Origin of the sequence: Pseudarthrobacter sp. LMD1-1-1.1 (genome assembly GCF_040676255.1) — a bacterium.
Classification (GTDB): domain Bacteria; phylum Actinomycetota; class Actinomycetes; order Actinomycetales; family Micrococcaceae; genus Arthrobacter.
On sequence record NZ_JBEGHP010000024.1, the window covers coordinates 289,031 to 315,074 of the forward strand.

The following is a 26,044-nucleotide window of genomic DNA, read 5'->3' on the forward strand; positions in this document are numbered from 1 at the left end:
CGGCTAGCCCAGCCGGGCCCGTACCTCCTGCGCGAATTCCAGCGTGGTGGCCGAGCCTCCCAGGTCCGGTGTGGCGATGCCGTCTGCCAGCGCCGACTCGAAAGCGCCGGTAAGGGACTGCGCGGCCGCCGCCTCGCCCAGATGGTCCAGCATCATGGCGGCAGCCCAGAGGGCGCCGACGGGGTTGGCGATGCCCTTGCCGGCGATGTCCGGGGCGGAACCGTGGACTGGCTCGAACATCGACGGGTGCCGGCGCTCGGGGTTCAGGTTGGCACTCGGGGCGATGCCGATGGAACCGGCCACTCCGGCCACGAGGTCGGACAGGATATCCCCGAACAGGTTGGATGCGACGATGGTGCGGACGCTGGTGGGCTTCATGACCAGCCGGGCCGCGAGCGCATCGATGAGCACCTTGTCCACCGTGACGCCGGGGAACTGTTCCACCGTCCGGGCCACCACTTCGTCCCAGAACGGCATGGTGTGGATGATGCCGTTGGATTTGGTGGCCGAGACCAGGATGCCGCCGCGTTTCGTTGCGGCCTCTGCCGCGTAGCGGGCCACCCTGCTGATGCCGGCTTTGGTGAAGACGCTCTCCTGGACGGCGAATTCAGCGTCCGTCCCCGCACCGAAGCGGCCGCCGATCTGCGAGTACTCGCCTTCAACGTTTTCCCGGACCACCACGATGTCCAGGTCCTCGAGGCCCGGCATCGCTCCCTTGACCCCAGGCAGCAGCTTCATGGGGCGAAGGTTGACGTACTGGTCGAACTCCCGGCGGATGGGAATCAGCAGTCCCCACAACGTCACGTCGTCGGGGACGTCGGGGGTGCCCACCGCTCCCAGGTAGATCCCGTCACCGCTGCCGAGCTGCTCGATGCCGTCAACGGGCATCATCCGGCCGGTTTTGACGTAGAGGTCGCTGTTCCAGTCACGGACACGCCAGTTGACGGTGAAGCCATGCAGCCCGGCCACAGCATCCACGCACCCCATGGCTACCTCGGTGACGTCCACGCCGATGCCATCACCGGGAATCGAATCGATGGTGTAGGTGCGGGTCATGTTTTTCCTGTCTTTCCGGCGTTCGTGGGTGTGGGTAAAGCCTAAGCCGGGGTCGGCGACGCCGAGGCTCCAGTACGGGCGGCACGCGGCAGAAATCCCGCCGGTTCGCTTTTGATCCTGATGAGCGCAGATTCGACGGCACCCTGGACTACTGCTTCGGCCCCGAGGGTACTCGCAACGATGCGCGGGAGCGGCAGTCCGGAGTCTGTGGGCAGCAAGCCGCGCGCGCGTTCCAGGACGGGCTCTATGGCACCGGAGATGCCGCCGGCAATGACGACCCGCTCAATATCGAGAAGGCTGGCGAGCGCCACCGTGATGCGGGCCAGCCGTTCACCCAGCCGCCCGATAATGTCCCGCGCAAACGGATCCCCCTCACGGGCCGCCCGGAACACATCCTCCGCACTGATGTCCCCCTCGGTTATCTGCCGCAGAGAGGTAGCGCCGCCGTAGGCATGCACTCCCGCACGCGCCCACGTCCGGGCCAGCGCTCCGAGCCCGTCGGAGCCTCCCTCGTCGGACACGAGCTTATTGTCGAAGACGTCCAGGAACCGCATCTCGCCGGCACCGCCCTGCCGCCCCCGCAGAAGGCGTCCATCGACGATGAGGCCGGCTCCAAAGCGCTCCCCCGACAGCAAGGTGGCCACATTGGCTGACGGCTCGTGTGCCTGTTCCGCAAGGGCAGCGAGGTTGGCGTCATTCTCCACCATCACCTCACCGGGAAGCCCGGCGGTGAATCCGGAATTCATCAACTGCCAGAACTCGCCGCCCGCGGGAGACATGCCGGCGGCGTCAACCGGCGCGGGAACCCCGACGACCGTCAGCAGGACGTCTCCGGCATCGCACCCTGCGTCCTCCAGCGTCCGGCCAATCAATTCGGCCGCAGCGGCAAGGCGTCCGGCCCGTCCCAGCATGTGTGAATCAATGCGCTGGCACCGCTTGCCGAGCTCACGTCCACGCAGGTCAGCAACGAGGGTTGTCAGGCGGCTCTCGCCGGCGTCCAGCCCCACCACTACGCCGGCAGCTTCCCGCAGCCGGTACCGGCGGGCCGGCCGGCCCTTGTTCGAGCGGCCGGCATCGCTTTCGTCGCCCACTTCTTCCAGCCAGCCCGCGTGGACAAGCCCGTCGCATACGCCGAGCACCGTGGCCCGGGTCAGGCCGGTGGCCGCCATTGCTTCACCCGCCGTGAACACCTGCTCCTGAAGGGCAAAGCGCAGCAGTGCTTCCGAGTTGATCTGCCGTAACAGTTGGGTCGAGCTCGCCGTAGTTCCGTCCACCCCTTGACGATATCCCCTGCGTCCCCCATCCTCGTATAGGACCTAAATATAATATCCAAATAAACTGTCTCAACCGCCCCCAGGAGCCGATGTTGCCACCTTTGTCGTCCGCAGGGACGCACGTTTCCCGACGTACTTTCCTTGCCGCTGCGGGAGGTGCGCTGGCTGCCTTTGGCCTGGCCGGCTGCGCCCCGGCGGGTACGCGGCCCACCATCACATTCCACCAGTCCAAGCCCGAAGCCGTTCCGTACTTCCGTGACCTGGCTGCGAAGTTCACCGGATCGCAGGACCAGTTCCGGGTGCTGCATGACATGGCCACGAATCTGTCTGCCAGCTTTGTCCGCAGCAGTCCCCCGGATCTTGGCTGCCTGAACTACAACCTGGAGATGGCGCGGTTCATGGAGCGCGGTGCGCTCTCCGATCTTTCCGATCTCCCCGAGGCGGCATCCATCCGGAATGACGTGCTGGACCTTACCAACTGGTACCCCAGCTACCCCGGCCGCACCAGCGTGATCCCCTACTCGGTCATGGCCGCGTCCGTCATCTACAACCGCCGGATCTTCCAGGAGCACGGCCTGGCCGTTCCCACCACCTGGGACGAGTTGATCGACGTGTGCGAACGGCTGAAGTCAGCCGGGGTCACTCCCATCTACGGCACTTTCCGGGATCCGTGGACCGTGGCGCAGGGCCTCTTCGATTACACGGTGGGCGGCATGGTGGACGTGCGCGCTTTCTACGCCAAGATGCACGGGATCGGCGAGGATGTGGGGCCGGACTCCGAGGTGTCATTCCAAAAGACCTTGCTGGAGCCGGTGCAGCGAATGGTCCAGCTGACCAAGTACGTCAATCCCGATGCGGCAAGCCGGGGCTACGGTGACGGCAACACCGCCATGGCGCAGGGCCAGGCGGCAATGTACTTCCAGGGCCCGTGGGCCTTCGGAGAAATCGAAAAGGCGGCCACCGGCCTGGACCTTGGCACCTTTCCCCTGCCAATGACCGCCGACCCCGCCGACCTCAAAGTCCGGGTGAACATCGACCTCTCACTATGGGTCCCCGAGGTCGCGAACGGAAAAGAAGGCGCGCGCGCCTTCCTCCAATACCTTCTGCAGCCGGAAATCCAGAACCCCTACAACGCCAAGTTCCTGGGATTCGGCACGGCCAAGGACGCTCCCCCTGTCACCGATCCGCGCATCGTCGAAATGCAGAAGTACTACGACGAAGGCCGCTTCTACATGGGCGCATCGCAATTCATCCCGAACACGATTCCCGCGGCCAACTACCTCCAGTCGATCATTGGTGGCGCCGATCCCGAAGCCACCCTGCGCCGGATGGACGCCGACTGGGCGCGCCTGGCTTTCCGGGCCTAGCCGCACTTCCGCCCCGACGCATGAAACGAGGATTCCCCCCATGTCATCAATGACCAGAACTTCCACCAGGGCGGCTCCGGCTCCCGCGGCGGCGCCGAAGGTGAAAAGTGCCCGGAAGAGCCGGGTTGACCCGCTTTATTACTTCTTTCTCTTCCCCTCGCTCGCAATCTTCACGCTCGCTGTCACGCTCCCCGCCGTGCTCGGCTTCGTCTACAGCTTCACCAATTCGGTCGGCTTCGGGGACTTCGAGTTCATCGGCATTCGGAATTTCATCGCGGTTTTCCGCGATGAAGGAGTCCTGGGTGCTTACGGATTCACCCTCGCCTTTTCGCTCCTGACCGTCATCGTCGTCAACATCCTGGCGTTCCTCCTGGCCCTGGGACTGACATCCCGGGTCCGTTTCCGGACGGCGCTGCGCACGGTGTTCGTGATCCCCATGGTGATCTCCGGCATCGTCATCGCCTTTGTCTTCCAGTACCTCTTCTCCAATTCGCTTCCACTGGCGGGCAGGAACCTGGGAATTGAGCCGCTGGCCACGAGCATCCTCGCCAACCCGGACCTTGCCTGGCTGGGGATCGTTTTCGTCACTGCCTGGCAGTCGATTCCAAGCGCCATGCTGATCTACATCGCGGGGCTCCTCACGGTCCCGCCGGAGGTCTATGAAGCCAGTTCCATCGACGGCGCGACCCCCTGGCACAACCTGCGGCACATCACGTTGCCGCTGGTTGCCGGGTACGCGGTGATCAACACGGTGCTTGGTTTCAAGAACTACCTCAACGCCTACGACATCATCGTGGGCCTCACCGACGGCGGCCCCGGGGTGTCCACCCGCAGCGTTGCCATGGCCATCTTCCGGGGCTTTGAAGGCGGCGACTACGCCTACCAGATGGCCAACGCGGTGATCTTCTTCCTCATCAGCATCACCATCGCACTCATACAGCTTCGCTTCACACGTGGCAAAGGAGGGATCGCATGACCAACGCGACCCGCACCACCCCCGCAGGACCGGCCAATGCAGGACCAGCCAACGCCGGAACAATCAACGCAGGACCAGCAAGCGCCGGGAAGGGACGGATCCGCAGCGGCCACGAACGCACCAACTGGACCGCCACCGTCATCCTCATCGTGTGCACGCTCGGTGTGCTCGTCCCGCTGTACGTAACGGTCAGCATGGCGTTCAAAACCACCGGGCAGGCCGTCGACGGCAACGCCTTCTCACTGCCGGCGCCCCTGAGCCTCGAAGGCTTCAGCCAGGCATGGACGCTGACGAACTTTCCCCGGGGCTTCGCGATATCCGTTTTCGTATCCGCCACGGCAGTCGTTGGCGAGATGGTCGTATCAGCGCTGGCCGCCTATGCCATAGTCCGCAACTGGGACCGCCGGATCTTCCGCTGGTCATTCTTTTACCTGCTCGCAGCCATGTTCATCCCGTTCCCCGTCGTGGCACTGCCGCAAATCCAACTGACGGGCATGGTGGGGCTGGACAATCCACTCGGCGTTGCGATCCTGCACATCGTTTTTGCCCTGGCCTTCAACACGATGCTGTTCACCGCGTTCCTGCGCTCCATCCCCCTGGAACTGGAGGAAAGCATGCGGATGGATGGCGCCGGGACGTGGCAGGTGTTTTGGCGGCTCATTTTCCCGCTGCTCGGACCAATGAGCGCAACAGTGGGGATCTTCGCCTTTATCGCGTCCTGGAATGACTTCATGATGCCCTCACTCATCATTTCCGACCCCGAACTGCAGACCATCCCCGTGCTGCAAAAGATCTTCCAGACGCAGTTCAGCAATAGCTACAACGTGGCCTTCGCTTCCTACCTGATGGCAATGGCGCCGGCCATCATCGTCTACCTCTTTACCCAGCGGTGGGTCATGTCCGGCCTCACCCAGGGCGCCGTTAAGTAAGGCCCCTCGCGCCACCTGCCCCCCCCCGGCATGACACCCACTGAACAACCTGAAGGAATGCATCGTGCCCATCACGGCGACCTCACACCCGGCGCCCGGCGCAGCCGTGGAATCCAGCACAACCGCGGATTTTCGCATCGGAATCGACGTCGGCGGGACCTGGATCAAGGGTGCCGTGGTCAACGTGGCCAACGGGAGGATGGGCAGCGGCGTCCACCGGCTCCCGACGCCGTCCGGCGGCAGGGTGCATGACGTCGCGGACACCGTTGCCCGGCTCATCGCGGATCTTGAGCTGGAAAGCCCGGGGACTGGTACCCGGGCAGTCGGGGTGGCTGTCCCCTCGATAGTCCATCGAGGGGTTGCCAGGTCGGCGGCCAACATGGACAGCAGCTGGGTCGGGCTTGATGTCCAGTCCTACCTGGAATCCCACCTGGGCCGGCCTGTAGGGGTCGTGAATGACGCCGATGCCGCCGGGGAAGCGGAAGCCCGCTACGGTGCCGGCGCAGCCACCCAGGGCGTCGTCCTGGTCCTGACCCTGGGAACAGGCATCGGATCGGCACTCATCGTGGACGGCAGGCTGGTGCCAAACTTCGAATTGGGCCACCTGGAAATCGGCGGCTTCAAGGCAGAATCCCGGGCCTCCGCCGTCGTCCGCGAAAACGAAGGCCTCGACTGGGTGGAGTACGCCGGCCGGCTGCAGCGGTACCTGGCCCATGTTGAGTTCCTGTTCTCGCCGGACCTCATCATCATCGGCGGGGGAATCTCGGCGTGCAGCCACGAATACCTGCCCCGCCTGTCACTGCGCACCCCGGTCATCCCGGCAAGGCTGGAAAACTCGGCGGGCGTGGTGGGCGCTGCCCTGCAGGCAACAGCTGCCGGCAAAGAGATCATCCAAAATACCTGAAGTGTGACGTGGAATACTTCAGTACAAATGCCGCCGGACGTCCCGGCGTCGGCCGGAAGGGGCAGTGGCATGCAGGGAACCGTTAACGAGGACGAAGAAGCGCGCCAGCATGTGCTGTCCGCGTTGGCACGGGAACGTGGCCTCGGCCTCGCAGCGGACCCGGACTTCGACCGGAGGATGGCCCGGCACTTTCCCACCCTCCGCAGCCTCTTCCATTCCCTGTACGGCGACCGGACGGACTGGCTGGAGCAGCTCTCCGCGCTGGTGGTGCAGAGCGCAGCCTCCTGGCAGGAACGCCCGCAGGAGCTGAAAACCCTGGACGCCGAACGGGAAGCGGACCCGGACTGGTTCCAGTCCAACCGGATGCTGGGCGGCGTCTGCTACGTGGACCGCTACGCCGAAAGCCTCGAAGGGGTCCGCGCCCGCATTCCGTACTTCAAGGAACTGGGCCTCACCTACCTGCACCTCATGCCTTTGTTCCTGGCGCCGGAACCACATTCGGATGGCGGGTATGCGGTCTCAAGCTACCGTGAGGTCAACCCAAGGCTGGGCACCATGGAGCAGCTGCGCTCCCTGGCAGCGGAACTGAGGGACAACGGCATCAGCCTGGTGGTGGACTTCATCTTCAACCACACCTCGGACGAGCACGACTGGGCCCGGAAGGCAGCCGCCGGGGACCCGGAATACAGCGGCTACTACTGGATCTTCCCGGACCGGACGCTCCCGGACGCCTTCGAGGCGGACGTGCGGGAGATCTTTCCCGAGAACCACCCCGGGTCCTTCATCCAGATGGCGGACGGCCGGTGGGTCTGGGCCACGTTCCACACCTACCAATGGGACCTGAACTACTCCAATCCCGACGTCTTCCGGGCCATGGCGGGCGAGATGCTGTTCCTGGCCAACCAGGGCGTGGACATCCTGCGCATGGACGCGGTGGCGTTCATCTGGAAGCAGCTGGGCACCCCCTGCGAGAACCTGCCGCAGGCGCACACGCTGCTGCGGGCGTTCAACGCGGTGTGCCGGCTGGCGGCGCCGGCCCTGCTGTTCAAGTCCGAGGCCATCGTGCACCCGGACGAGGTGGCGCTCTACATCGACCGCAGGGAATGCCAGCTCTCCTACAACCCGCTGCAGATGGCCCTCATCTGGGAATCGCTGGCCACCAGGGATGTCTCGCTCCTGGCCCAGGCACTGCACCGGCGGCACAACATCCCGCAGGGCACGGCGTGGGTGAACTACGTCCGCAGCCATGACGACATCGGCTGGACCTTCGCCGATGAGGACGCCGCCGAACTGGGCATCAACGGCTTCGACCACCGCCGCTTCCTGAACTCCTTCTACGTCAACCGTTTCCCGGGCAGCTTTGCCCGGGGCGTCCCGTTCCAGGACAACCCCAAGACCGGCGACTGCCGGATTTCAGGCACGACGGCGTCCCTGTGCGGCATGGAGGTGCACCCGGCTGAGGCGGTGGAACGGATCCTCCTGGCCCATTCGGTGCCCTTCAGCACCGGCGGCGTCCCGCTGCTGTACCTGGGCGACGAGGTGGGGCAGGTCAACGACTATGGGTACGCGTCCGAGCCCGGCCACGAGGAGGACAGCCGCTGGGTGCACCGCCCGCATTTCCCCGCGGAGCAGTACGCCCGCCGCCTGGACCCGGCCACGTCGGAAGGAGCCGTGTACGCCGGGCTGAAGCGGATGATCGAGGTCCGGACCAGCACCCCCGAACTGGCGGGGACCACGCTGATCGATTTCGGCACCAACAACCGCGCAGTGCTCGGCTACCAGCGGCCGGGCGCGACGGAGGACGATGCCACCATCCTGGCCCTGGCCAACTTCAGCGACTCCGCCCAGACCCTCCCGGCTGAAACGTTCGGCGGCTTCTCCCCTGCCGCCGTCGACCTTCTCTCCGAAGCAGCCATGCAGCTGGACGACGGCGTCACCCTCCTCCCCCGGCAATACCTCTGGCTGCGCGTCACGCCCCTCTAGCCCCAACTGGGTAGCGCGAAGTGTCGTTTTCGCGCCCCAAAGTGACACTTGGCGCTACTCAGTTGGGCGGGCGGGGGCGCCGCGTGAAACCATACGGATCATGGCCTCCAAGATTGCGTACCAGGGTGAGCCCGGCGCCAACTCCAATATCGCGTGTCAGCAGATGTTCCCGGACATGGAAAGCGTGCCGTGCGCCAGTTTTGAGGATGCCTTTGAGCTGGTGACCAGCGGCGAGGCGGAGCTGGCCATGATCCCCATCGAGAACTCGATCGCCGGCCGGGTGGCAGACATCCACATCCTGCTGCCGCAGTCCAACCTGCAGATCGTGGGCGAGTACTTCCTGCCCATCCATTTCGACCTGCTGGGCATCCCGGGCAGCACCATTGAAGGCGCCACGGAGGTCCACAGCCACATCCACGCACTGGGCCAGTGCCGGAAGCTGATCCGCGAGCACGGCCTCAAGCCCGTCATCGCCGGCGACACTGCCGGTTCGGCCAGGGAGGTGGCGGAATGGAACGATCCCCGCAAGCTCTCCCTCGCTCCCCCGCTGGCCGCCGACATCTACGGCCTGAAGGTCCTGGCCTCCCGGGTGGAGGACGACCCCTCCAACACCACCCGCTTCGTGGTCCTGGCCCGCGAAAAGGCACTGCCGGCCCGGGATGAACTTCCCGGACCGGCAGTCACCAGCTTTGTGTTCCGCGTGCGCAACGTCCCGTCCGCCCTGTACAAGGCACTGGGCGGCTTCGCCACCAACGGCGTGAACATGACCCGGCTGGAAAGCTACATGGTGGGCAACGAGTTCGCCGCCACCATGTTCATGGCTGACGTCGAAGGCCACCCCGAGGACCTGCCGCTGAAGCTGGCCCTCGAGGAACTGGACTTCTTCACCACCGAGGTGCGGATCCTCGGCGTGTACGCCGCGGCCGACTACCGGGCCGCGGCCGCAACCGCCTGACGCGGTGCCGCGGGGGCGGCCTTCAGCAGCGGCGTGAAGAACGCGCCCAGCTCCGCGGTTGCCGTCAGCGGCAGGACATTGGCCACGTACTGGTCCGGGCGGACCACCACCACAACGCCGCTGCGGTCCAGGCCGCGGAGGTCGAAAATGTCCGCCTTGGGATCCGTGGCGTACACCTTCTCGTAGTCGGTCAGCTTGAACGGGCCTACCAGCGGCTTGAAGACGGCGGGCACGGCATTGATGTCGACGGCGGTGTGCGGCTGCTGGTAGATGACCTTCAGGTCGAACCACGCGTCCGGGTCGGCGCCGGCAGGGGTGGCGGCCAGCGGGGACTCCGGCGAGGTCGCGAACCACTCTGCGAGCATGTCCGTTGCCGAGTTGGTGCCCGGCAGGGCGGGGTCCGCGAAGACGTAGATGCGCCAGCGGCCGTCGGCGGTGGCGTGGTGGCCCAGATGGAGGGGGTTGGTGTCCCCCACCCGGACCACGGGTGCCGACTTGAATCGTTTGCCAACGGGGAATCCGGTGGCCAGGTCCTGGTGGTCGGTGCTCCCAACGATCAGGGACGGCGTGTACTGCGTCATGAAGCCGGCAGGGAATTCGGCGGTCTGCACGTAGAAGTCCTCAAGGTCGGAAGGGTGTTCGAACTCCTCCGGCTTCTTGGCCATCATGGTGGACCATTCCTTGTCGAAGTCGATGAGGTTCTTCGCCACCACCTGGCGTTCCTCGGAGTACGTGGTGAGCAGGCTCTCCGGGCTGCGGCCCTCCAGGACATGCCCCAGCTTCCAGGCGATGTTGAAGCCGTCCTGCATGGAGACGTTCATCCCCTGGCCGGCCTTGGCGCTGTGGGTGTGGCAGGCGTCCCCGGTGATGAACACCCGCGGGGTGCGGGTGCCGCGCTCGGCCGGCAGGACGTCGTCGAACCTGTCCGTGAGCCGGTGGCCCACCTCGTAGACGCTATGCCACGCGACGTTCCGGACGTCCAGCGTGTAGGGGTGCAGGATCGCGTTGGCCTTGGCGATGATCTCCTCGATGGTGGTGTTGCGGACCGAGTGCTGGCTGTTCGGATCCACTTCGCCCAGGTCTACGTACATGCGGAACAGGTGGCCGCCCTCGCGCGGGATCAGCAGGATGCTGCCCTCGGCACCCTGGATGGCGCACTTGGTCCGGATGTCCGGGAAGTCGGTGACGGCCAGCGTGTCCATGACGCCCCAGGCGTGGTTGGCCTGGTCGCCGGCAAGGGTGCAGCCGATGGCCTGGCGCACCTTGCTGCGCGCACCATCCGCGCCCACCACATACTTGGCGCGGACAATCCGCTCCTGGCCTTCGTTGGGTCCGGCGGTGTGGCGGAGGGTCACGGTGACGGGGTAGTCGCCCTCGCCGGCCACCGTCAGGCCCTCGAAGTCGTAGCCGTAATCAGGCTTAAGGCGGGTGGGCGAGTTCGCGGCAAATTCCGCGAAGTAGTCCAGCACGCGGGCCTGGTTGACGATCAGGTGGGGGAACTCGCTGATGCCCATCTCGTCATCCACGGCCCGGGCAGTCCGGATGATGTTCGCATGGTTGGCGGGATCCGGCTTCCAGAACGCCATTTCGGTGATGCGGTACGCCTCGGCGATGATCCGCTCCGCGAAACCGAAGGCCTGGAACGTCTCCACGCTGCGCGCCTGGATGCCGTCGGCCTGCCCGATAGCGAGCCTGCCGGGGCGGCGTTCGATGATCCGGGTGGTCACGTTGGGGAACATGGACAGCTGGGCCGCGGCGAGCATGCCGGCAGGTCCGGTGCCCACGATGAGGACGTCCACTTCGTCAGGAAGTTCCTCGGGGCGGTTAAGGCCGACGCCGGCCGCCGGCTGGATTCGCGGGTCACCGGATACGTATCCGTGGTGGTGGAACTGCACGGGCTTTCCTCACTTCGTTGTGGATGACTATCGGGTGCGGTGTTCTATATCAGAACACATGATTCGATAATCGAAACTCTAAATCTGACTTCCACTGTACGCCCCATGTGATCCGGGCTACAAGTGCCATCGGGCAACTCGTCAAAAGCCCGGAAAACCAAGGGGTTGACGACCCGCACCGGATGGGTGATAGTGATCGTATACGATTTCGTACCTGATGAGGAGAAGGCTTTGGAGCAGGTCAACGGCGACACCCTGGCGGCAGCACGCAAGGTGATCGCAGTGCACATCAACTACCCCAGCCGGGCCGCCCAGCGCGGCCGTACCCCGGCCCAGCCGTCCTACTTCCTCAAGCCTTCCAGCTCTCTGGCCCTGGGCGGAAGCCCCGTTGAGCGGCCCGCCGGCTGCGAACTGCTCGGCTACGAGGGCGAGATCGCCCTGGTGATCGGCAAGGCCGCCCGCCGTGTTTCCATCGAGGACGCCTGGAACCACGTCGCGGCCGTCACCGCCAGCAACGACCTCGGCGTGTACGACCTCCGCTACGCGGACAAGGGCTCCAACCTCCGGTCCAAGGGCGGCGACGGGTTCACCCCCATGGGACCGGCACTGCTCCCGGCAGACGCCGTCGACCCCGCCAAACTGCGGATCCGCACCTGGCACAACGGGGTCCTGGTCCAGGACGACACCACCGGGGACCTGCTCTTCCCGTTCGCCCGGCTCGTCGCGGACCTCTCCCAGCTCCTCACGCTCGAGGAAGGCGACATCATCCTCACCGGCACGCCGGCCGGCGCCTCGGTCGCGAAGCCGGGCGACGTGCTGGAAGTGGAAGTGGAGACGGTGGACGGCCGCCTGTCCACCGGCCGGCTGGTCACCACCGTTGAGGAAGGCACGACGGCGTTCGCGGACTTTGGTGCCCGGCCCAAGGTCGATGACCTGCAGCGGGAGGAAGCCTACGGTTCCCGTGAAGCCGCGGGGCTTGCCGCCGTCGCGCCTGCCCTCACTCCGGAGCTGAAAGCCAAGCTGGAGTCCGTCGCCACCGCCACCCTGTCCTCCCAGATGCGCAAGCGCGGCCTTAACAACGTCAGCATCGACGGACTGCAGGCCACCCGCCCGGACCGCCGCGTGGTGGGACTGGCCCGCACCCTGCGCTACGTCCCCAACCGCGAGGACCTGTTCAAGACCCACGGCGGCGGCTTCAACGCCCAAAAGAAGGCCATCGACTCCGTGAACGAAGGCGAAATCCTGGTCATGGAAGCCCGCGGCGAAAAGGGAACCGGCACCGTGGGCGACATCCTGGCCCTCCGCGCCCAGGTCCGCGGCGCCGCTGCCATCATCACCGACGGCGGCGTCCGCGACTACTCCGCCGTGGCGGACCTGGAAATGCCCACCTACTTCGCCAATCCGCATCCGGCTGTGCTGGGCCGCCGCCACATCCCGTGGGACACGGACATCACCATCGCCTGCGGCGGCGCCACCGTCCAGCCCGGCGACATCATCGTGGCCGATTCCGACGGCATCCTGGTGATCCCGCCGGCCATCGCCGAAGAACTGGTGGCGGACTGCATCCAGCAGGAGAAGGAAGAAACCTTCATCTTCGAGATGGTCAAGCAGGGCAACAGCGTGGACGGCCTCTACCCCATGAACTCCGAATGGCAGGCCCGGTTCCAGGAGTGGGAAGCAGGAAACCACAATGACTGAGGCCACCATGGTTACCGGCAGCAAGTCCGAGCAGGCCTACCAGGCCGTCAAGGCCCGGATCGTCGAAGGCACCTACACCCCCGGCTACCGGCTGGTCCTCGGCTCTATCGCCAAGGACCTCGGGTTCAGCGTGGTCCCCGTCCGCGAAGCCATCCGCCGGCTCGAAGCCGAAGGCCTGGTGACCTTCGAACGCAACGTGGGCGCCACCGTGGCCGGCATCGACCCCACCGAGTACCTCTACACCATGCAGACCCTCAGCATCGTGGAAGGCGCAGCCACCGCGCTGTCCGCCCCGCTGATCGACCCCGCGGCCGTGGCCCGGGCCCGCGCCGTGAACGAAGAGATGCGCACGTGCCTGGACCACTTCGACCCCGTCCGGTTCACGCAGCTCAACCAGGACTTCCACAGCGTCCTGTTCGAGCACTGCCCCAATCCGCACATCCTGGACCTGGTGCACCGCGGCTGGAATCGGCTCGCAGCCATCCGGTCCTCCACGTTCCGCTTCGTCCCGGGCCGCGCCCGCGATTCCGTGGACGAGCACGAAAACCTGCTGAAGCTCATCGAAAACGGAGCCGACGCAGAGCAGATCGAAAAAGCCGCCCGGCTCCACCGCTCGGCAACCCTTGACGCATATCTCGCCCAAGCAAAGCACCAGTAAGGACTTCAACGATGACGACCTCAGTAGAAACCGCCAAGCACTACGTCCCTGAGGACCTGCCCACCCACATCCAGCACTACATCAACGGCCAATTCGTTGATTCCGTGGGCGGAAAGACCTTCGACGTCCTGGACCCGGTCTCCAACCGGAACTACGCCACCGCAGCCGCCGGCCAGAAGGAAGACATCGACCTCGCCGTCGCCGCAGCCCGCGAAGCGTTCGTGAATGGCCCCTGGCCGAAGATGAAACCGCGGGAGCGTGCCCGCGTCCTGAACAAGATCGCCGACGCCGTCGAAGCCCAGGAAGCACGCCTGGCAGAACTGGAAACCTTCGATACCGGCCTGCCGATCACCCAGGCCAAGGGCCAAGCCCTCCGCGCCGCCGAGAACTTCCGCTTCTTCGCGGACCTCATCGTTGCCCAGTTCGACGACGCCATGAAGGTCCCCGGCTCGCAGATCAACTACGTGAACCGCAAGCCGATCGGCGTGGCCGGCCTGATCACCCCGTGGAACACCCCGTTCATGCTCGAATCCTGGAAGCTGGCCCCGGCCCTGGCCACCGGCAACACCGTGGTCCTCAAGCCGGCCGAGTTCACCCCGCTCTCCGCTTCCCTGTGGGCCACCATCTTCAAGGACGCCGGCCTGCCCGATGGCGTCTTCAACCTGGTCAACGGCCTGGGCGAGGAAGCCGGCGACGCCCTGGTCAAGCACCCGGACGTCCCGCTGATCTCCTTCACCGGCGAGACCACCACCGGCCAGACGATCTTCCGCAACGCCGCCGCCAACCTCAAGGGCCTCTCCATGGAACTCGGCGGCAAGTCCCCCTGCGTCGTATTTGCCGACGCGGACCTGGACGCCGCCATCGATTCCGCCCTGTTCGGCGTCTTCTCCCTCAACGGCGAACGGTGCACCGCCGGCTCCCGCATCCTTGTTGAGCGCGCCATCTACGACGAATTCTGCGAAAAGTACGCCGCCCGGGCCAAGAACATCGTGGTCGGCGATCCCCACGATCCCAAGACCCAGGTGGGCGCCCTGGTCCACCCCGAGCACTACGAGAAGGTTGCCTCCTACGTGGAGATCGGCAAGTCCGAGGGCCGGCTCCTGGCCGGCGGCGGCCGCCCCGGCCACCTGCCCGAAGGCAACTACATCGCCCCCACGGTGTTTGCCGACGTCGCACCCGACGCCCGGATCTTCCAGGAGGAGATCTTCGGACCGGTCGTGGCCATCACCCCGTTCGAGAACGACGACGAGGCCCTCGCCCTGGCGAACAACACCAAGTACGGCCTGGCCGCCTACATCTGGACCCAGAACCTCACCCGGGCCCACAACTTCTCCCAGAACGTCGAGGCCGGCATGGTGTGGCTGAACAGCCACAACGTCCGCGACCTGCGCACCCCGTTCGGCGGCGTCAAGGCCTCGGGCCTGGGCCACGAGGGCGGCTACCGCTCCATCGACTTCTACACCGACCAGCAGGCCGTGCACATCACGCTCGGCACCGTCCACACCCCCAAATTCGGCGCCTAAGCCAGCCGGCCGCCGTCGTACTTTCCACGCCCCCTTTCAAAGAAGAGAGAATCCAATGACCAACTTCGTCCCCACCCCCACCGTCCCGGCACCGGACATCGTCCGCTGCGCCTACATGGAAATCGTGGTCACGGACCTCGCCAAGTCCCGCGAGTTCTACGTGGACGTCCTGGGCCTGCACGTCACCGAAGAAGACGAAAACAACATCTACCTGCGCTCCCTGGAGGAGTTCATCCACCACAACCTGGTGCTGCGCAAGGGACCGGTGGCCGCCGTCGCCGCTTTCGCCTACCGGGTGAAGTCCCCCGCCGAGGTGGACGCCGCAGAGGCCTACTACAAGGAACTCGGCTGCCGGGTGGAACGCCGCAAGGAAGGCTTCACCAAGGGCGTCGGCGACTCGGTCCGCGTGGAGGACCCGTTGGGCTTCCCTTACGAGTTCTTCTACGAGGTGGAGCACGTGGAACGCCTCACCCAGCGCTACGACCTCTACTCCGCCGGCGAGCTGGTCCGCCTTGACCACTTCAACCAGGTCACCCCGGACGTCCCCAAGGGCCGCAAGTACCTGGAGGATCTGGGCTTCCGCGTCTCCGAGGACATCAAGGATTCCGACGGCGTCACGTACGCCGCGTGGATGCACCGCAAGCAGACCGTGCACGACACCGCCCTCACCGGCGGCAACGGCCCGCGCATGCACCACGTCGCGTTCGCCACGCACGAGAAGCACAACATCATCCAGATCTGCGACAAGATGGGCGCCCTGCGCATCAGCGACCGGATCGAACGCGGCCCCGGCCGGCACGGCGTCTCCAACGCTTTCTACCTCTACATCCTGGACCCGGACGGGCACCGCATTGAGATCTACACCCAGGACTACTACACCGGCGACCCGGACAACCCCACCATCACCTGGGACGTCCACGACAACCAGCGCCGCGACTGGTGGGGCAACCCCGTGGTCCCGTCCTGGTACACCGAAGCCTCCCTGGTCCTGGACTTGGACGGCAACCCGCAGCCGGTCATCGTCCGCGAGGAAAAGTCGGAGATGGCCGTGACCGTGGGCGCCGACGGCTTCTCCTACACCCGCAAGCCGGAAGGTGAAGCCGCTGAGGGCTTCAAGCTGGGAGTCCAGGTCTAACCATGCTGGAGCCAAAGACGATTGAGGCCATCGCGGACGAGCTGGTGGAAGCCGGCCGGACCCGCACCCCTGTTCCCCGTTTGACGGCCCGCTACCCGGAAATGACGGTGGAGGACTCCTACGCCGTGCAGCAGCTGTGGCGCCGCCGCAACGAGGACGCCGGCCGGACCCTGGTGGGGCGCAAGATCGGCCTCACGTCAAAGGCCATGCAGGCCGCCACGGGCATCACCGAGCCGGACTACGGCGCCATCTTCGACGACATGGTGCTGGACACCGGCTGCTCCGTGGCGTGGGACAAGTACACGCACCCGCGGGTGGAGGTGGAGCTGGCGTTCGTCCTGAAGGACGGGCTGAAGGGCCCGGGCGTCACCATCTTCGATGTCCTGAAGGCCACCGACTACGTGGTTCCGGCCCTCGAAATCCTGGACTCCAGGATCGAGATGGAGGGCCGGACCATCGTGGACACCATCTCCGACAACGCCGCGATGGGCGCCATGGTGATCGGCGGCAACCCGGTCAAGCCGGACGCCGTGGACCTCCGTTGGGTCTCCGCCATCCTGTACAAGAACCAGACTGTGGAGGAAACCGGTGTGGCCGCCGGGGTCCTGGACCACCCTGCCAACGGGGTCCACTGGCTGGCCAACAAGATCGCCGCCCACGGCGACGCCCTGAAGGCCGGCGACATCATCCTGGCCGGGTCCTTTACCCGGCCCATGTGGGTCTACAAGGGCGATACCGTCCACGCCGACTATGGCCCCCTGGGGAGCGTGACATGCCGTTTCGAGTAGAGGACACCTTCCGGGACGCCTTGGCCCAGGCGGACCGCCCTCTCGCCGGGATGTGGGTCTGCTCCGGCAGCCCGCTGGTCGCCGAACTGTGCGCGGGATCGGGCCTGGACTGGCTGCTGGTGGACGCCGAACACAGCCCCAACGGGCTCGAGTCCATCCTCGCCCAGCTCCAGGCAATCCACGGCTACCCGGTCCACACCATGGTCCGGCCGCCGGTCAATGACACCGTGGTGATCAAGCAGTACCTGGACCTCGGCGTGCAGAACCTGCTGATCCCCATGGTCAACTCCGTGGCTGAAGCCGCGGCCGCGGTGGCCGCCACCCGCTACCCGCCCCAGGGCGTCCGCGGCGTGGGTTCGGCCCTGGCCCGTGCCGCCCGCTGGAACCGGGTCCCCGACTACCTCGCCCGCGCCAACGAGACCATCAGCGTCACCGTCCAGATCGAATCCACCGCCGCCGTGGCGGCGGTGAAGGACATCCTCAAGGTGGACGGCGTGGATGCTGTCTTCATCGGCCCGTCAGACCTCGCCGCCTCCATGGGCCTGCTGGGACAGCAGGAACACCCCGAGGTGCGCGCCGCCGTCGACCATTGCCTGTCAGCTGCCGCAGCGGCCGGGAAGCCCGCCGGGGTGAACGCCTTCCACCCGGACACCGCCAAGCACTACCTCGCGAACGGCGCCGGCTTCATCCTGGTGGGCGCCGACGTCGCCATCCTGGCCCGCGGCTCCGAAGCCCTCGCCGCAAAGTACATCAAACCCGCTGGCGGCGGCACCCCCGCCAGCTACTGACCTTCCCTTCCTAAGGACTTCCCATGACAGTTACTTCCGAGCTGCCCCCTGCCCTCACACCGGAGCGCGAAGCCACGCTCCTTGCCTCCGTGCCCACTGGTCTTTTGATCGATGGTGAGTGGGTGGACGCGTCCGACGGCGGCACGTTCGACGTGCACGATCCGGCCACCGGGGAGGTGCTCGCCACCCTCGCCTCCGCCACCAGCGCCGATGCAGTCGCGGCTTTGGACGCGGCCGACGCGGCCCAGGCGTCGTGGGCACGGACTGCGCCGCGGGTGCGGTCGGAGATCCTGCGCCGCGCCTTCGACCTGGTCACCGAACGGTCGGAGGACTTCGCCCTGCTGATGACCCTGGAGATGGGTAAACCCCTGGCCGAGGCCCGCGGGGAAGTGACCTACGGGGCGGAGTTCCTGCGCTGGTTCGCCGAGGAAACCGTCCGCGACTACGGCCGCTACCTCACCACGCCCGAGGGCAAGAACAAGATCCTGGTCCAGCACAAGCCCGTCGGACCCTGCCTGCTCATCACCCCCTGGAACTTCCCGCTCGCGATGGCCACCCGCAAGGTCGCCCCGGCCGTCGCCGCCGGCTGCACCATGGTCCTCAAACCCGCCAAACTCACCCCGCTCACGGCGCAGTACTTCGCGCAGACCATGCTCGACGCCAGCCTCCCCGCCGGAGTGCTAAATGTGGTTTCGTCCTCCTCTGCGTCCGGGATTTCCGGGCCGCTGCTCAAAGACTCCCGGCTCCGGAAGGTCTCCTTCACCGGCTCCACCCCGGTCGGCAAACGCCTCATGGCCGACGCCGCCCAGAACGTCCTCCGCACCTCCATGGAACTCGGCGGGAACGCCCCCTTCATCGTCTTCGAGGACGCCGACCTCGACGCCGCGGTCGACGGGGCGATGGCGGCGAAGATGCGGAACATGGGCGAGGCCTGCACCGCCGCCAACCGCTTCCTCGTCCACGAAACCGTGGCGCAGGAATTCACCCGCAAGTTCGCCGCCGCCATGGGCGCCCTGACCACCGGCCGCGGCACCGACCCGGACAGTAAAGTCGGTCCGCTGATCGACGCCGGCGCCCGCGACGACGTCCACACCCTGGTATCAGCGGCCGTGGAGGCCGGGGCGGTGGCCGTCACCGGCGGCGCGCCCGTGGACGGGCCCGGCTACTTCTACCAGCCCACCGTCCTGGCCAACGTGCCCAACAACGCCGCGATCCTGGGCCAGGAAATCTTCGGACCCGTCGCCCCCATCACCACCTTTAAAACCGAGCAAGAAGCCATCGAACTCGCCAATAACACCGAGTACGGCCTGGCTTCCTACCTCTACAGCAAGGACTTCAACCGGCTCCTCCACGTCGCCGAACAGATCGAGTTCGGCATGGTCGGGTTCAACGCCGGCGTCATCTCCAACGCCGCAGCACCCTTCGGCGGCGTCAAACAATCAGGCCTCGGCCGCGAAGGCGGCTCCGAAGGCATCGCCGAATACACCACCACCCAATACATCGGCATCGCCGACCCCTACGCGGCCCAATAGGACTGCCCAAACTGGCCCAGTTAACGATTGCGGGACTCCGGAAACCCGGGGTCCCGCCATCGTTAACCGTTCAAAAGTGGGCCAGCGTGACACACACCCGCCGGCGTTCGCTCCAGCACAACAGTCCTGCGCACAAAGACAAGAGCCTGGAGCAGGGTCCAGCCCACACTGGGAGTAACCCGCTACGCCGACCGGCTGGCGTCCTTGCCTACTCGAAGTGGAGTATCCCTTGGAAACCTATGATGCGCTTCTCGCGTCCATTGCCCCCGCCGCCGGCACCGGCCGGACCATCTTTGACCCTGCCACCGGTGAAGCCGTGGGCGAAGCCCCCATCCACGATCTCGACTACCTTGAAGGCGCCGTGTCCGCCGCCGTCGCCGCCCAGCCCACCTGGGCTGCCCTGGGCCACGACGCAAGGTCCGCCGCGCTCCTCAAAGCAGCCGACGCCGTCGAGCGCTCCGCCGAGGAACTCGCCCAACTGCTCTCCCGCGAGCAGGGCAAACCCCTCAACGGCCCCAACGCCCGCTTCGAAGTCGGCGCCTGCGTCGCGTGGCTCCGCGCCACCGCCGGCCTGCCGCTGGAGCCGGAAACCATCGTGGACGACGGCGAGACCCGAGCCGAGCTGCACTACCGGCCCATCGGCGTCGTCGGCGCGATCGGCCCCTGGAACTGGCCCATGATGATCGCCGTCTGGCAGCTCGCCCCCGCCCTGCGGATGGGCAACGCCGTGGTGGTCAAGCCCTCCGGCAACACCCCGCTCTCCGTCCTGGCCCTGGTCAGGGTCCTCAACGAGGAGCTCCCGGAGGGCATCTTGTCAGTGGTGTCCTGCGGCCGCGAGGTCGGCGCCCGCCTCACCGACCACCCGGCGATCGGCAAGATCATGTTCACCGGTTCCACCGCCGGCGGCCGCGCCATCATCAAGTCCTCCGCGGACACCGTCAAGCGGCTCACCCTGGAACTGGGCGGCAACGACGCCGGCATCGTCCTGCCGGACGCCGACCCCAAGGCCATCGCCCAGGACGTTTTCTGGGGTGCGTTCCTCAACACTGGCCAGACCTGCGCCGCGCTCAAGCGCCTCTACGTCCACGACAGCATCTACAACGCCGTGTGCGAAGAACTTGTAGCGGTTGCGAAGGCGATGCCAATGGGCAACGGTCTGGACGAGAACAACGTGCTGGGCCCGCTGCAGAACAAGGCCCAGTACGACGTCGTGGCGAACCTGGTCGAGGCAGCGAAGGCTTCGGGCGCACGCGTCCTGCTCGGCGGTAACCCGGACACTGACCAGCCCGGCTACTTTTACCCCACCACCCTCGTGGCGGACATCGACAACGACAACCCGCTGGTGGCAGAGGAACAGTTCGGCCCGGCCCTGCCGATCATCCGCTACAGCACCATCGATGAAGCAGTGGAGAAGGCAAACGGCCTCGATGTCGGACTCGGCGCCTCCGTCTGGTCCCCGGACCTGAAGGCCGCCCGCGAGGTCGCAGCCCGGATCCAGGCTGGAACGGTGTGGATCAACCGGCACGGCGCCGTTGACCCCCGCATCCCGTTCGGCGGAGCCAAGCAGTCCGGTTACGGCGTGGAGTTCGGCGTCGAAGGCCTCAAAGCGCTCGGCGTCCCCCAGGTCATCAACGGCTGATCGAGACTTCAACGGCGGGGGTCCCGCATGCAACCCGCATGCAGGACCCCGCTGTACTGTTTGCCGGTGTTGCTAGCCCATGGCCGGTGCGGTGGACGTCCGGCCGGCGAACTGCCGGCGGGCCCAGCGGGCGAGCTTCTTGCCCTTGCCCTTCCACCAGTTGTCCTCGTCCTTGTTGTGGTGGAAGCGGAAGACGATGGCCACCAGCACGAACATGCCCATCACCACATCGACCCAGGACGACCTCACCAGGGCGATGAAGACGGTCAGGGCGTTGGCCATGACCGAGGGAATGGCCAAGGTCCGGAAGACGGTGCTGGCCACGAAGCGCCGGTGTGACCTCGGGACGGACAACTCGCGGACCATGTCGAAGCAGACGCAGACCACCACGATGGTTTGGCCGATGGCCAGCAGGACCTGGCCCGGCATGGAGCCGCTGAAGGCAGCCACGGCTTCCATTCCCGGGCTCACGGCCGGGCCTTGCTGTTAAGAGCTTTGCTGAGAACTTCAAACACGGAAAACCCCCAGAACTTGCGGAACCATCGCCGCTGATCCGGCGATGGTTCCATTCAAGTTTCAGGGGGCTTTTCCGTCACGAGTAGTGGGTACTCTAATTTCGCGGAACGCCGGAAGGCGGTACCTGCCGGGCCCTGCTGGCCGGCTTCTACTGCCCGATGGCCCGCGGCCGCCAGACCACCATGGCCTGGGACCTCGGCCGGGGCCGCTGCCCCCGCGCCAGGCTCACCACGTCACCGGCGGCGCCGGCGGCGAAGATCCGTGAATCCACCGCCCGCGGACGGCGGCCCAGTTCCTCGGTGAGTTCCGAGATCCGGCTTTGCAGCGCGGCCACCTGGTTTTCGAGTTCCAGGATGCGCTTGATCCCCTCCAGCGACACACCCTCGTGGGACAGCCGCTGCACTTCGCGCAGCATGTTCACGTCACGCTGCGAGTAGCGCCGGGACTTGCCAGGGGCACGGCTGGGCTTGACGATGCCGAGCCTGTCGTACTGCCGCAGGGTCTGCGGGTGCATGTCCGCCAGTTCGGCAGCCACGGAGATCACGAAGATCGGCTGGTCAGCACTGATGTCCACGGCTCACCTCCGCTCCTAGAGCCGGGCCTTGGCTGCCAGGCCCTCACGGACATCCGCCGACGACGTGGCCTCGGCGAACGCCTTGACCGCAGCTTCGGCATCCTTGTTGAGATTCTTGGGAACCGCGACGTCGATGGTCACCAGGAGGTCGCCCGTGGCCTTGGACGTCTTCACGCCTTTGCCCTTGACCCGCAGGGTACGGCCCGACGGCGTGCCCGCCGGAACGCGCACCTTGACCTTCTCGCCGTCGATGGTGGGAACCTCGATGTCCGCTCCCAACGCAGCCTCCGGGAAGGTGACGGGTACGTGGATGCGGAGGTTGTCGCCGTCGCGCGTGTAAAAGGCGTGGGGCTGGACGGAAACGGACACCACCAGATCGCCGTTGCCGGCCGCACCGGGCTGGCCCTTGCCGCGGACACGGACCTTCTGCCCGTCCTTGATGCCTGCCGGGACACGGACGTCGATGACCTCCCCGCTGGGCTCGCGCAGGCCAATGGTGGTGCCGCGGATGGACCCGGCGAAGGAAATGCTGGTGGAGGCCGTACGGTCGGCACCCTTTTGCGGGGTGCGCTGGAAGCCGGGTGCGCCGCCGAAGCCGCCGAAGAGGTCAGCGAACTCGGGCGGGATCCCGCCGCCTGCGGGGTTGAATCCGCCCGCATGGCGTCCGGTGTTGCCGGTGAACAGGCCGCCGAACATGTCCTCGAACCCGCCGTTGCCGCCCGCGGCACCGCCCGGAGCAAAGCGGGCACCGCTGCCCATGGCCCGGATGGCGTCGTACTGCTGGCGTTCGTCGGGATCCGAGAGCACCGAATAAGCCTCGGAGATGTCCTTGAACTTCTTCTCGGAAGCAGCGTTCCCCGCATTCGTATCAGGGTGGTGCTGCCGCGCAAGCTTCCGGTAGGCCTTCTTGATATCGGCTTCGGAAGCGTCCTTGGCAACACCAAGGATCTTGTAAAAGTCCTTGTCCACCCAATCCTGGCTAGCCAATGGCGTTTCCTTTCAAAGTACAAAAGCGTAAGGCGAGATTACCGCTAAGCCGGAGCGGATGAGGGGGCCCGGGAGTGGCATCGGGCCTGCCGAAGCGTGGCGGCTTAGGTCCGCAGGACCAAGCCGCCACGCGTAGGGGCGGGGCCCCCTCATCCGCGGAGGCGTTGGGGTGAACTACGCAGGGACCGCGACGATGACCTGGGCTGCGCGGAGGACGCGTTCTCCTGATTTGTAGCCTGAGCGGAGGACCTGGCTGACGGTGTCAACCTCGATGTCCTCGCCAGGCTGCTGGATCAGGGCCTCGTGGATCGTGGGATCGAACTCCACGCCGGTCTCGTTGATGCGGACCAGGCCGTAGGTCTTCAGCGCGTTCTCCAGTTTGTTGGCGATCGCGGCGAAGGGACCATCGGTCAGGTCACCGTGCTGCCGGGCGGCGTCGACGTCGTCCAGGACCGGAAGCAGGGAGTTCAGGACGCCGATGACGGCCATTTCCCCTGCCACGGCGCGGTCGCGTTCAACCCGCTTGCGGTAGTTGACGTACTCAGCCTGGAGGCGGAGCAGGTCGTTGCGCAGTTCGGCTGCCTCGGCGTTGCCGGTGGACCCTGCCGGAGCCCCCTGGGCCACGGATTCCTCGGCCGGCACGTCCACGCCGTTGAGAATCTCCTCGGCCTGGGCCAGCGCGTCGCCGTCGGAATCCGCTACTCCGGCCTGGGCCCCGGCCCCGGGGGCGGACTGGCCGCCCTCGGGGTGCCGGGCCTGCCCGGTCACCGGGTCCACCTTGCGGTGGTCCCGGATGACCGGCTCCTGGCCGTTGCCCTGCGTGTTCTGCTGGCCGGCGGATGCGTTGTGCTCTTCCTCGTTACCGTGGTGCGGCATGGTTTACTTCTTCGCTTCGTCTTCGTCGATGATCTCGGCGTCGACGATGTCTTCGTCGGAGGAACCTGCCGAAGCTCCGGCGGCACCCTCAGCGCCGGGAGCGCCTGCGCCGTCCGGGGAACCTGCCTGGGAGTAGATGGCCTCGCCGAGCTTGGTCTGGGAAGCCTGCAGCTTCTCGAACGCGGTCTTCACGGCGGCATCGTCGGTGCCTTCGAGGGCCTTCTTGAGGCTGTCGACGTCGGCCTGGACCTCGGTCTTGACCTCTTCGGGCAGCTTGTCCGCGTTGTCGGCGATCAGCTTGTCCACGGAGTAGGCCAGCTGCTCGGCGGTGTTGCGGGTGTCGGTCGCCTCGCGGCGGGCCTTGTCCTCGGCTGCGTGCTCCTCGGCGTCACGGACCATGCGGTCGATGTCTTCCTTGGAGAGGCTGGAGCCGCCGGTGATGGTCATGGACTGTTCCTTGCCGGTGCCCTTGTCCTTCGCGGAGACGTGGACGATGCCGTTGGCGTCGATGTCGAAGGTGACCTCAACCTGGGGAACGCCGCGCGGCGCTGGCGCGATGCCGGTCAGCTCGAACGTGCCCAGCGGTTTGTTGTCCCGGGTGAACTCGCGCTCGCCCTGGAAGACCTGGATGGCCACGGACGGCTGGTTGTCGTCGGCCGTGGTGAAGGTCTCGGACCGCTTGGTGGGGATGGCGGTGTTGCGCTCGATCAGGTGCGTCATCACGCCACCCTTGGTCTCGATGCCGAGGGACAGCGGGGTGACGTCGATCAGGAGGACGTCCTTGCGCTCACCCTTCAGCACACCGGCCTGCAGGGCTGCGCCGACTGCCACGACCTCGTCCGGGTTGACGCCCTTGTTGGGCTCCTTGCCGCCGGCCAGTTCCTTCACCAGCTCGGACACGGCGGGCATACGGGTTGAACCGCCCACCAGCACGATGTGGTTGATGTCGGAAAGCTTGATGCCGGCTTCCTTGATGACGTCGTGGAACGGCTTCTTGGTGCGCTCCAGCAGGTCCTTGGTGAGGTCCTGGAACTTGGCGCGGGTCAGCTGCTCGTCCAGGTGGACCGGGCCGTCGGGGGTGACGGACAGGTACTGGAGGGAGACGTTGGTGCTGGACGAGGAGGAGAGTTCCTTCTTGGCCTGCTCGGCTGCTTCACGGAGGCGCTGCAGGGCGATCTTGTCCTTGGACAGGTCGATACCCTTGACCTTGAGCTGGTTCAGCAGGTAGTCAACGACGCGCTGGTCCCAGTCGTCGCCGCCCAGGCGGTTGTCACCGGCGGTGGCGCGGACCTGGATGGTGGAGAAGTTGTCTTCGTCCTTGCCGACTTCCAGCAGGGAGACGTCGAAGGTACCGCCACCGAGGTCGAAGACCAGGATGAGTTCGTCTTCCTTGCCCTTGTCCAGGCCGTAGGCCAGTGCTGCGGCGGTGGGCTCGTTGACGATGCGCAGGACGTTCAGGCCTGCGATCTCGCCGGCTTCCTTGGTGGCCTGGCGCTCGGCGTCGTTGAAGTAGGCCGGGACGGTGATGACGGCGTCGGTGACCTTTTCACCCAGGTAGGACTCGGCGTCGTTCTTCAGCTTCATGAGGATACGGGCGGAGATTTCCTGCGGGGTGTACTTCTTGCCGTCGATGTCCACCTTCCAGTCGGTGCCCATGTGGCGCTTGACCGAAGCGATGGTGCGCTCGATGTTGTTGACGGCCTGGCGCTTGGCGATCTCGCCAACCAGGACCTCTCCGGACTTGGAGAATGCAACGACCGACGGCGTGGTGCGGCCACCCTCGGCGTTGGCAATAACGGTGGGCTCGCCACCTTCGAGAACGGAGACGACGGAGTTGGTGGTTCCGAGGTCGATACCTACTGCACGTGACATGTGTTGCTTCCTTCTTTCCTTGGAAACTGGTTGGCGCCCTAAGCATTGAGCGTTCTGCACTCAACTCTACTCAGCCACCAAAGGATGTCAACACAAGTTGAGTGAACTACGCTCAACTT

22 protein-coding genes are annotated in these 26,044 nt (G+C 66.1%); 14 read left to right on the plus strand and 8 right to left on the minus strand.

Features of this window, described 5'->3' with window-relative positions; translation table 11 throughout:
- Positions 1–3: 3 nt before the first annotated feature.
- A complete protein-coding gene (locus MRBLMD1_RS17785) occupies positions 4–1,056 on the minus strand; it encodes a tartrate dehydrogenase (RefSeq protein ID WP_364402030.1) in 1,053 nt (350 codons plus the stop codon).
- A gap of 41 nt (positions 1,057–1,097) precedes the next feature.
- Positions 1,098–2,330, minus strand: a complete 1,233-nt coding sequence (locus tag MRBLMD1_RS17790; protein WP_364402032.1) for an ROK family transcriptional regulator — start codon at positions 2,328–2,330, stop codon at positions 1,098–1,100.
- An 89-nt stretch (positions 2,331–2,419) separates the two neighbouring features.
- On the opposite strand from MRBLMD1_RS17790, the gene MRBLMD1_RS17795 reads away from it, so the two are divergent.
- The 6 genes from MRBLMD1_RS17795 (at position 2,420) to MRBLMD1_RS17820 (ending at position 9,444) form a co-directional block, all read left to right on the plus strand.
- Positions 2,420–3,697, plus strand: coding sequence for an ABC transporter substrate-binding protein (locus MRBLMD1_RS17795; protein WP_364402035.1), 1,278 nt, complete (start codon positions 2,420–2,422; stop codon positions 3,695–3,697).
- 49 nt (positions 3,698–3,746) lie between these two features.
- Positions 3,747–4,673 (plus strand): carbohydrate ABC transporter permease, encoded by a 927-nt coding sequence (locus MRBLMD1_RS17800; protein ID WP_364402038.1) that lies wholly within the window; start codon positions 3,747–3,749, stop codon positions 4,671–4,673.
- A complete protein-coding gene (locus tag MRBLMD1_RS17805) occupies positions 4,670–5,602 on the plus strand; it encodes a carbohydrate ABC transporter permease (RefSeq protein ID WP_364402040.1) in 933 nt (310 codons plus the stop codon). The genes MRBLMD1_RS17800 and MRBLMD1_RS17805 overlap by 4 nt, the downstream gene beginning before the upstream one ends.
- Before the next feature lie 106 nt (positions 5,603–5,708).
- Positions 5,709–6,506, plus strand: coding sequence for a polyphosphate--glucose phosphotransferase (gene ppgK, locus MRBLMD1_RS17810; protein ID WP_364402353.1), 798 nt, complete (start codon positions 5,709–5,711; stop codon positions 6,504–6,506).
- Between the two features lie 69 nt (positions 6,507–6,575).
- Positions 6,576–8,489 carry an amylosucrase gene (locus MRBLMD1_RS17815; protein ID WP_364402043.1) on the plus strand — a complete coding sequence of 638 codons (1,914 nt, stop codon included), beginning with the start codon at positions 6,576–6,578 and terminating at the stop codon, positions 8,487–8,489.
- 100 nt (positions 8,490–8,589) lie between these two features.
- Entirely contained in the window at positions 8,590–9,444 is an 855-nt protein-coding gene (locus tag MRBLMD1_RS17820; protein ID WP_275180654.1) for a prephenate dehydratase, read from the plus strand.
- On the opposite strand, the gene MRBLMD1_RS17825 is transcribed toward MRBLMD1_RS17820, so the two are convergent.
- The gene (locus tag MRBLMD1_RS17825; protein WP_364402046.1) at positions 9,417–11,339 is read right to left on the minus strand and encodes an FAD-binding monooxygenase; all 1,923 of its coding nucleotides are present in this window, start codon (positions 11,337–11,339) and stop codon (positions 9,417–9,419) included. The genes MRBLMD1_RS17820 and MRBLMD1_RS17825 overlap by 28 nt on opposite strands.
- Before the next feature lie 231 nt (positions 11,340–11,570).
- Here MRBLMD1_RS17825 and MRBLMD1_RS17830 point away from each other — a divergent pair, with 231 nt between their 5' ends.
- From MRBLMD1_RS17830 to MRBLMD1_RS17865, 8 genes are all read left to right on the plus strand, one after another.
- Positions 11,571–13,037: a fumarylacetoacetate hydrolase family protein gene (locus MRBLMD1_RS17830; RefSeq protein ID WP_364402356.1), complete on the plus strand. Its 1,467-nt coding sequence runs from the start codon at positions 11,571–11,573 to the stop codon at positions 13,035–13,037.
- Positions 13,030–13,695: a GntR family transcriptional regulator gene (locus MRBLMD1_RS17835; RefSeq protein WP_364402049.1), complete on the plus strand. Its 666-nt coding sequence runs from the start codon at positions 13,030–13,032 to the stop codon at positions 13,693–13,695. Before MRBLMD1_RS17830 ends, MRBLMD1_RS17835 begins: the two co-directional genes overlap by 8 nt.
- Positions 13,696–13,706: 11 nt before the next feature.
- The gene (gene hpaE, locus MRBLMD1_RS17840; RefSeq protein ID WP_364402052.1) at positions 13,707–15,218 is read left to right on the plus strand and encodes a 5-carboxymethyl-2-hydroxymuconate semialdehyde dehydrogenase; all 1,512 of its coding nucleotides are present in this window, start codon (positions 13,707–13,709) and stop codon (positions 15,216–15,218) included.
- 55 nt (positions 15,219–15,273) lie between these two features.
- Entirely contained in the window at positions 15,274–16,353 is a 1,080-nt protein-coding gene (hpaD, locus tag MRBLMD1_RS17845) for a 3,4-dihydroxyphenylacetate 2,3-dioxygenase (RefSeq protein WP_364402054.1), read from the plus strand.
- Positions 16,354–16,355: 2 nt separating this feature from the next.
- Positions 16,356–17,141 (plus strand): 2-oxo-hept-4-ene-1,7-dioate hydratase, encoded by a 786-nt coding sequence (hpaH, locus tag MRBLMD1_RS17850; RefSeq protein ID WP_364402057.1) that lies wholly within the window; start codon positions 16,356–16,358, stop codon positions 17,139–17,141.
- On the plus strand, positions 17,126–17,929 hold the full coding sequence (locus tag MRBLMD1_RS17855; protein ID WP_364402060.1) for an HpcH/HpaI aldolase family protein: 804 nt from the start codon (positions 17,126–17,128) through the stop codon (positions 17,927–17,929). The genes hpaH and MRBLMD1_RS17855 overlap by 16 nt, the downstream gene beginning before the upstream one ends.
- Positions 17,930–17,952: 23 nt before the next feature.
- On the plus strand, positions 17,953–19,461 hold the full coding sequence (locus tag MRBLMD1_RS17860; protein ID WP_364402064.1) for an NAD-dependent succinate-semialdehyde dehydrogenase: 1,509 nt from the start codon (positions 17,953–17,955) through the stop codon (positions 19,459–19,461).
- Between the two features lie 229 nt (positions 19,462–19,690).
- Entirely contained in the window at positions 19,691–21,100 is a 1,410-nt protein-coding gene (locus MRBLMD1_RS17865; RefSeq protein ID WP_364402067.1) for an aldehyde dehydrogenase family protein, read from the plus strand.
- Between the two features lie 72 nt (positions 21,101–21,172).
- On the opposite strand, the gene MRBLMD1_RS17870 is transcribed toward MRBLMD1_RS17865, so the two are convergent.
- From MRBLMD1_RS17870 to dnaK, 5 genes are all read right to left on the minus strand, one after another.
- Positions 21,173–21,559 (minus strand): hypothetical protein, encoded by a 387-nt coding sequence (locus MRBLMD1_RS17870; protein WP_224027230.1) that lies wholly within the window; start codon positions 21,557–21,559, stop codon positions 21,173–21,175.
- A gap of 205 nt (positions 21,560–21,764) precedes the next feature.
- A complete protein-coding gene (locus tag MRBLMD1_RS17875; RefSeq protein ID WP_141159097.1) occupies positions 21,765–22,190 on the minus strand; it encodes a heat shock protein transcriptional repressor HspR in 426 nt (141 codons plus the stop codon).
- A 15-nt stretch (positions 22,191–22,205) separates the two neighbouring features.
- The gene (locus tag MRBLMD1_RS17880; RefSeq protein WP_201302379.1) at positions 22,206–23,177 is read right to left on the minus strand and encodes a DnaJ C-terminal domain-containing protein; all 972 of its coding nucleotides are present in this window, start codon (positions 23,175–23,177) and stop codon (positions 22,206–22,208) included.
- A 174-nt stretch (positions 23,178–23,351) separates the two neighbouring features.
- A complete protein-coding gene (locus MRBLMD1_RS17885; RefSeq protein ID WP_364402071.1) occupies positions 23,352–24,053 on the minus strand; it encodes a nucleotide exchange factor GrpE in 702 nt (233 codons plus the stop codon).
- 3 nt (positions 24,054–24,056) lie between these two features.
- Complete coding sequence (gene dnaK, locus MRBLMD1_RS17890) at positions 24,057–25,925, minus strand: molecular chaperone DnaK (protein ID WP_364402074.1); 1,869 nt, start codon at positions 25,923–25,925, stop codon at positions 24,057–24,059.
- Positions 25,926–26,044 lie beyond the last annotated feature (119 nt).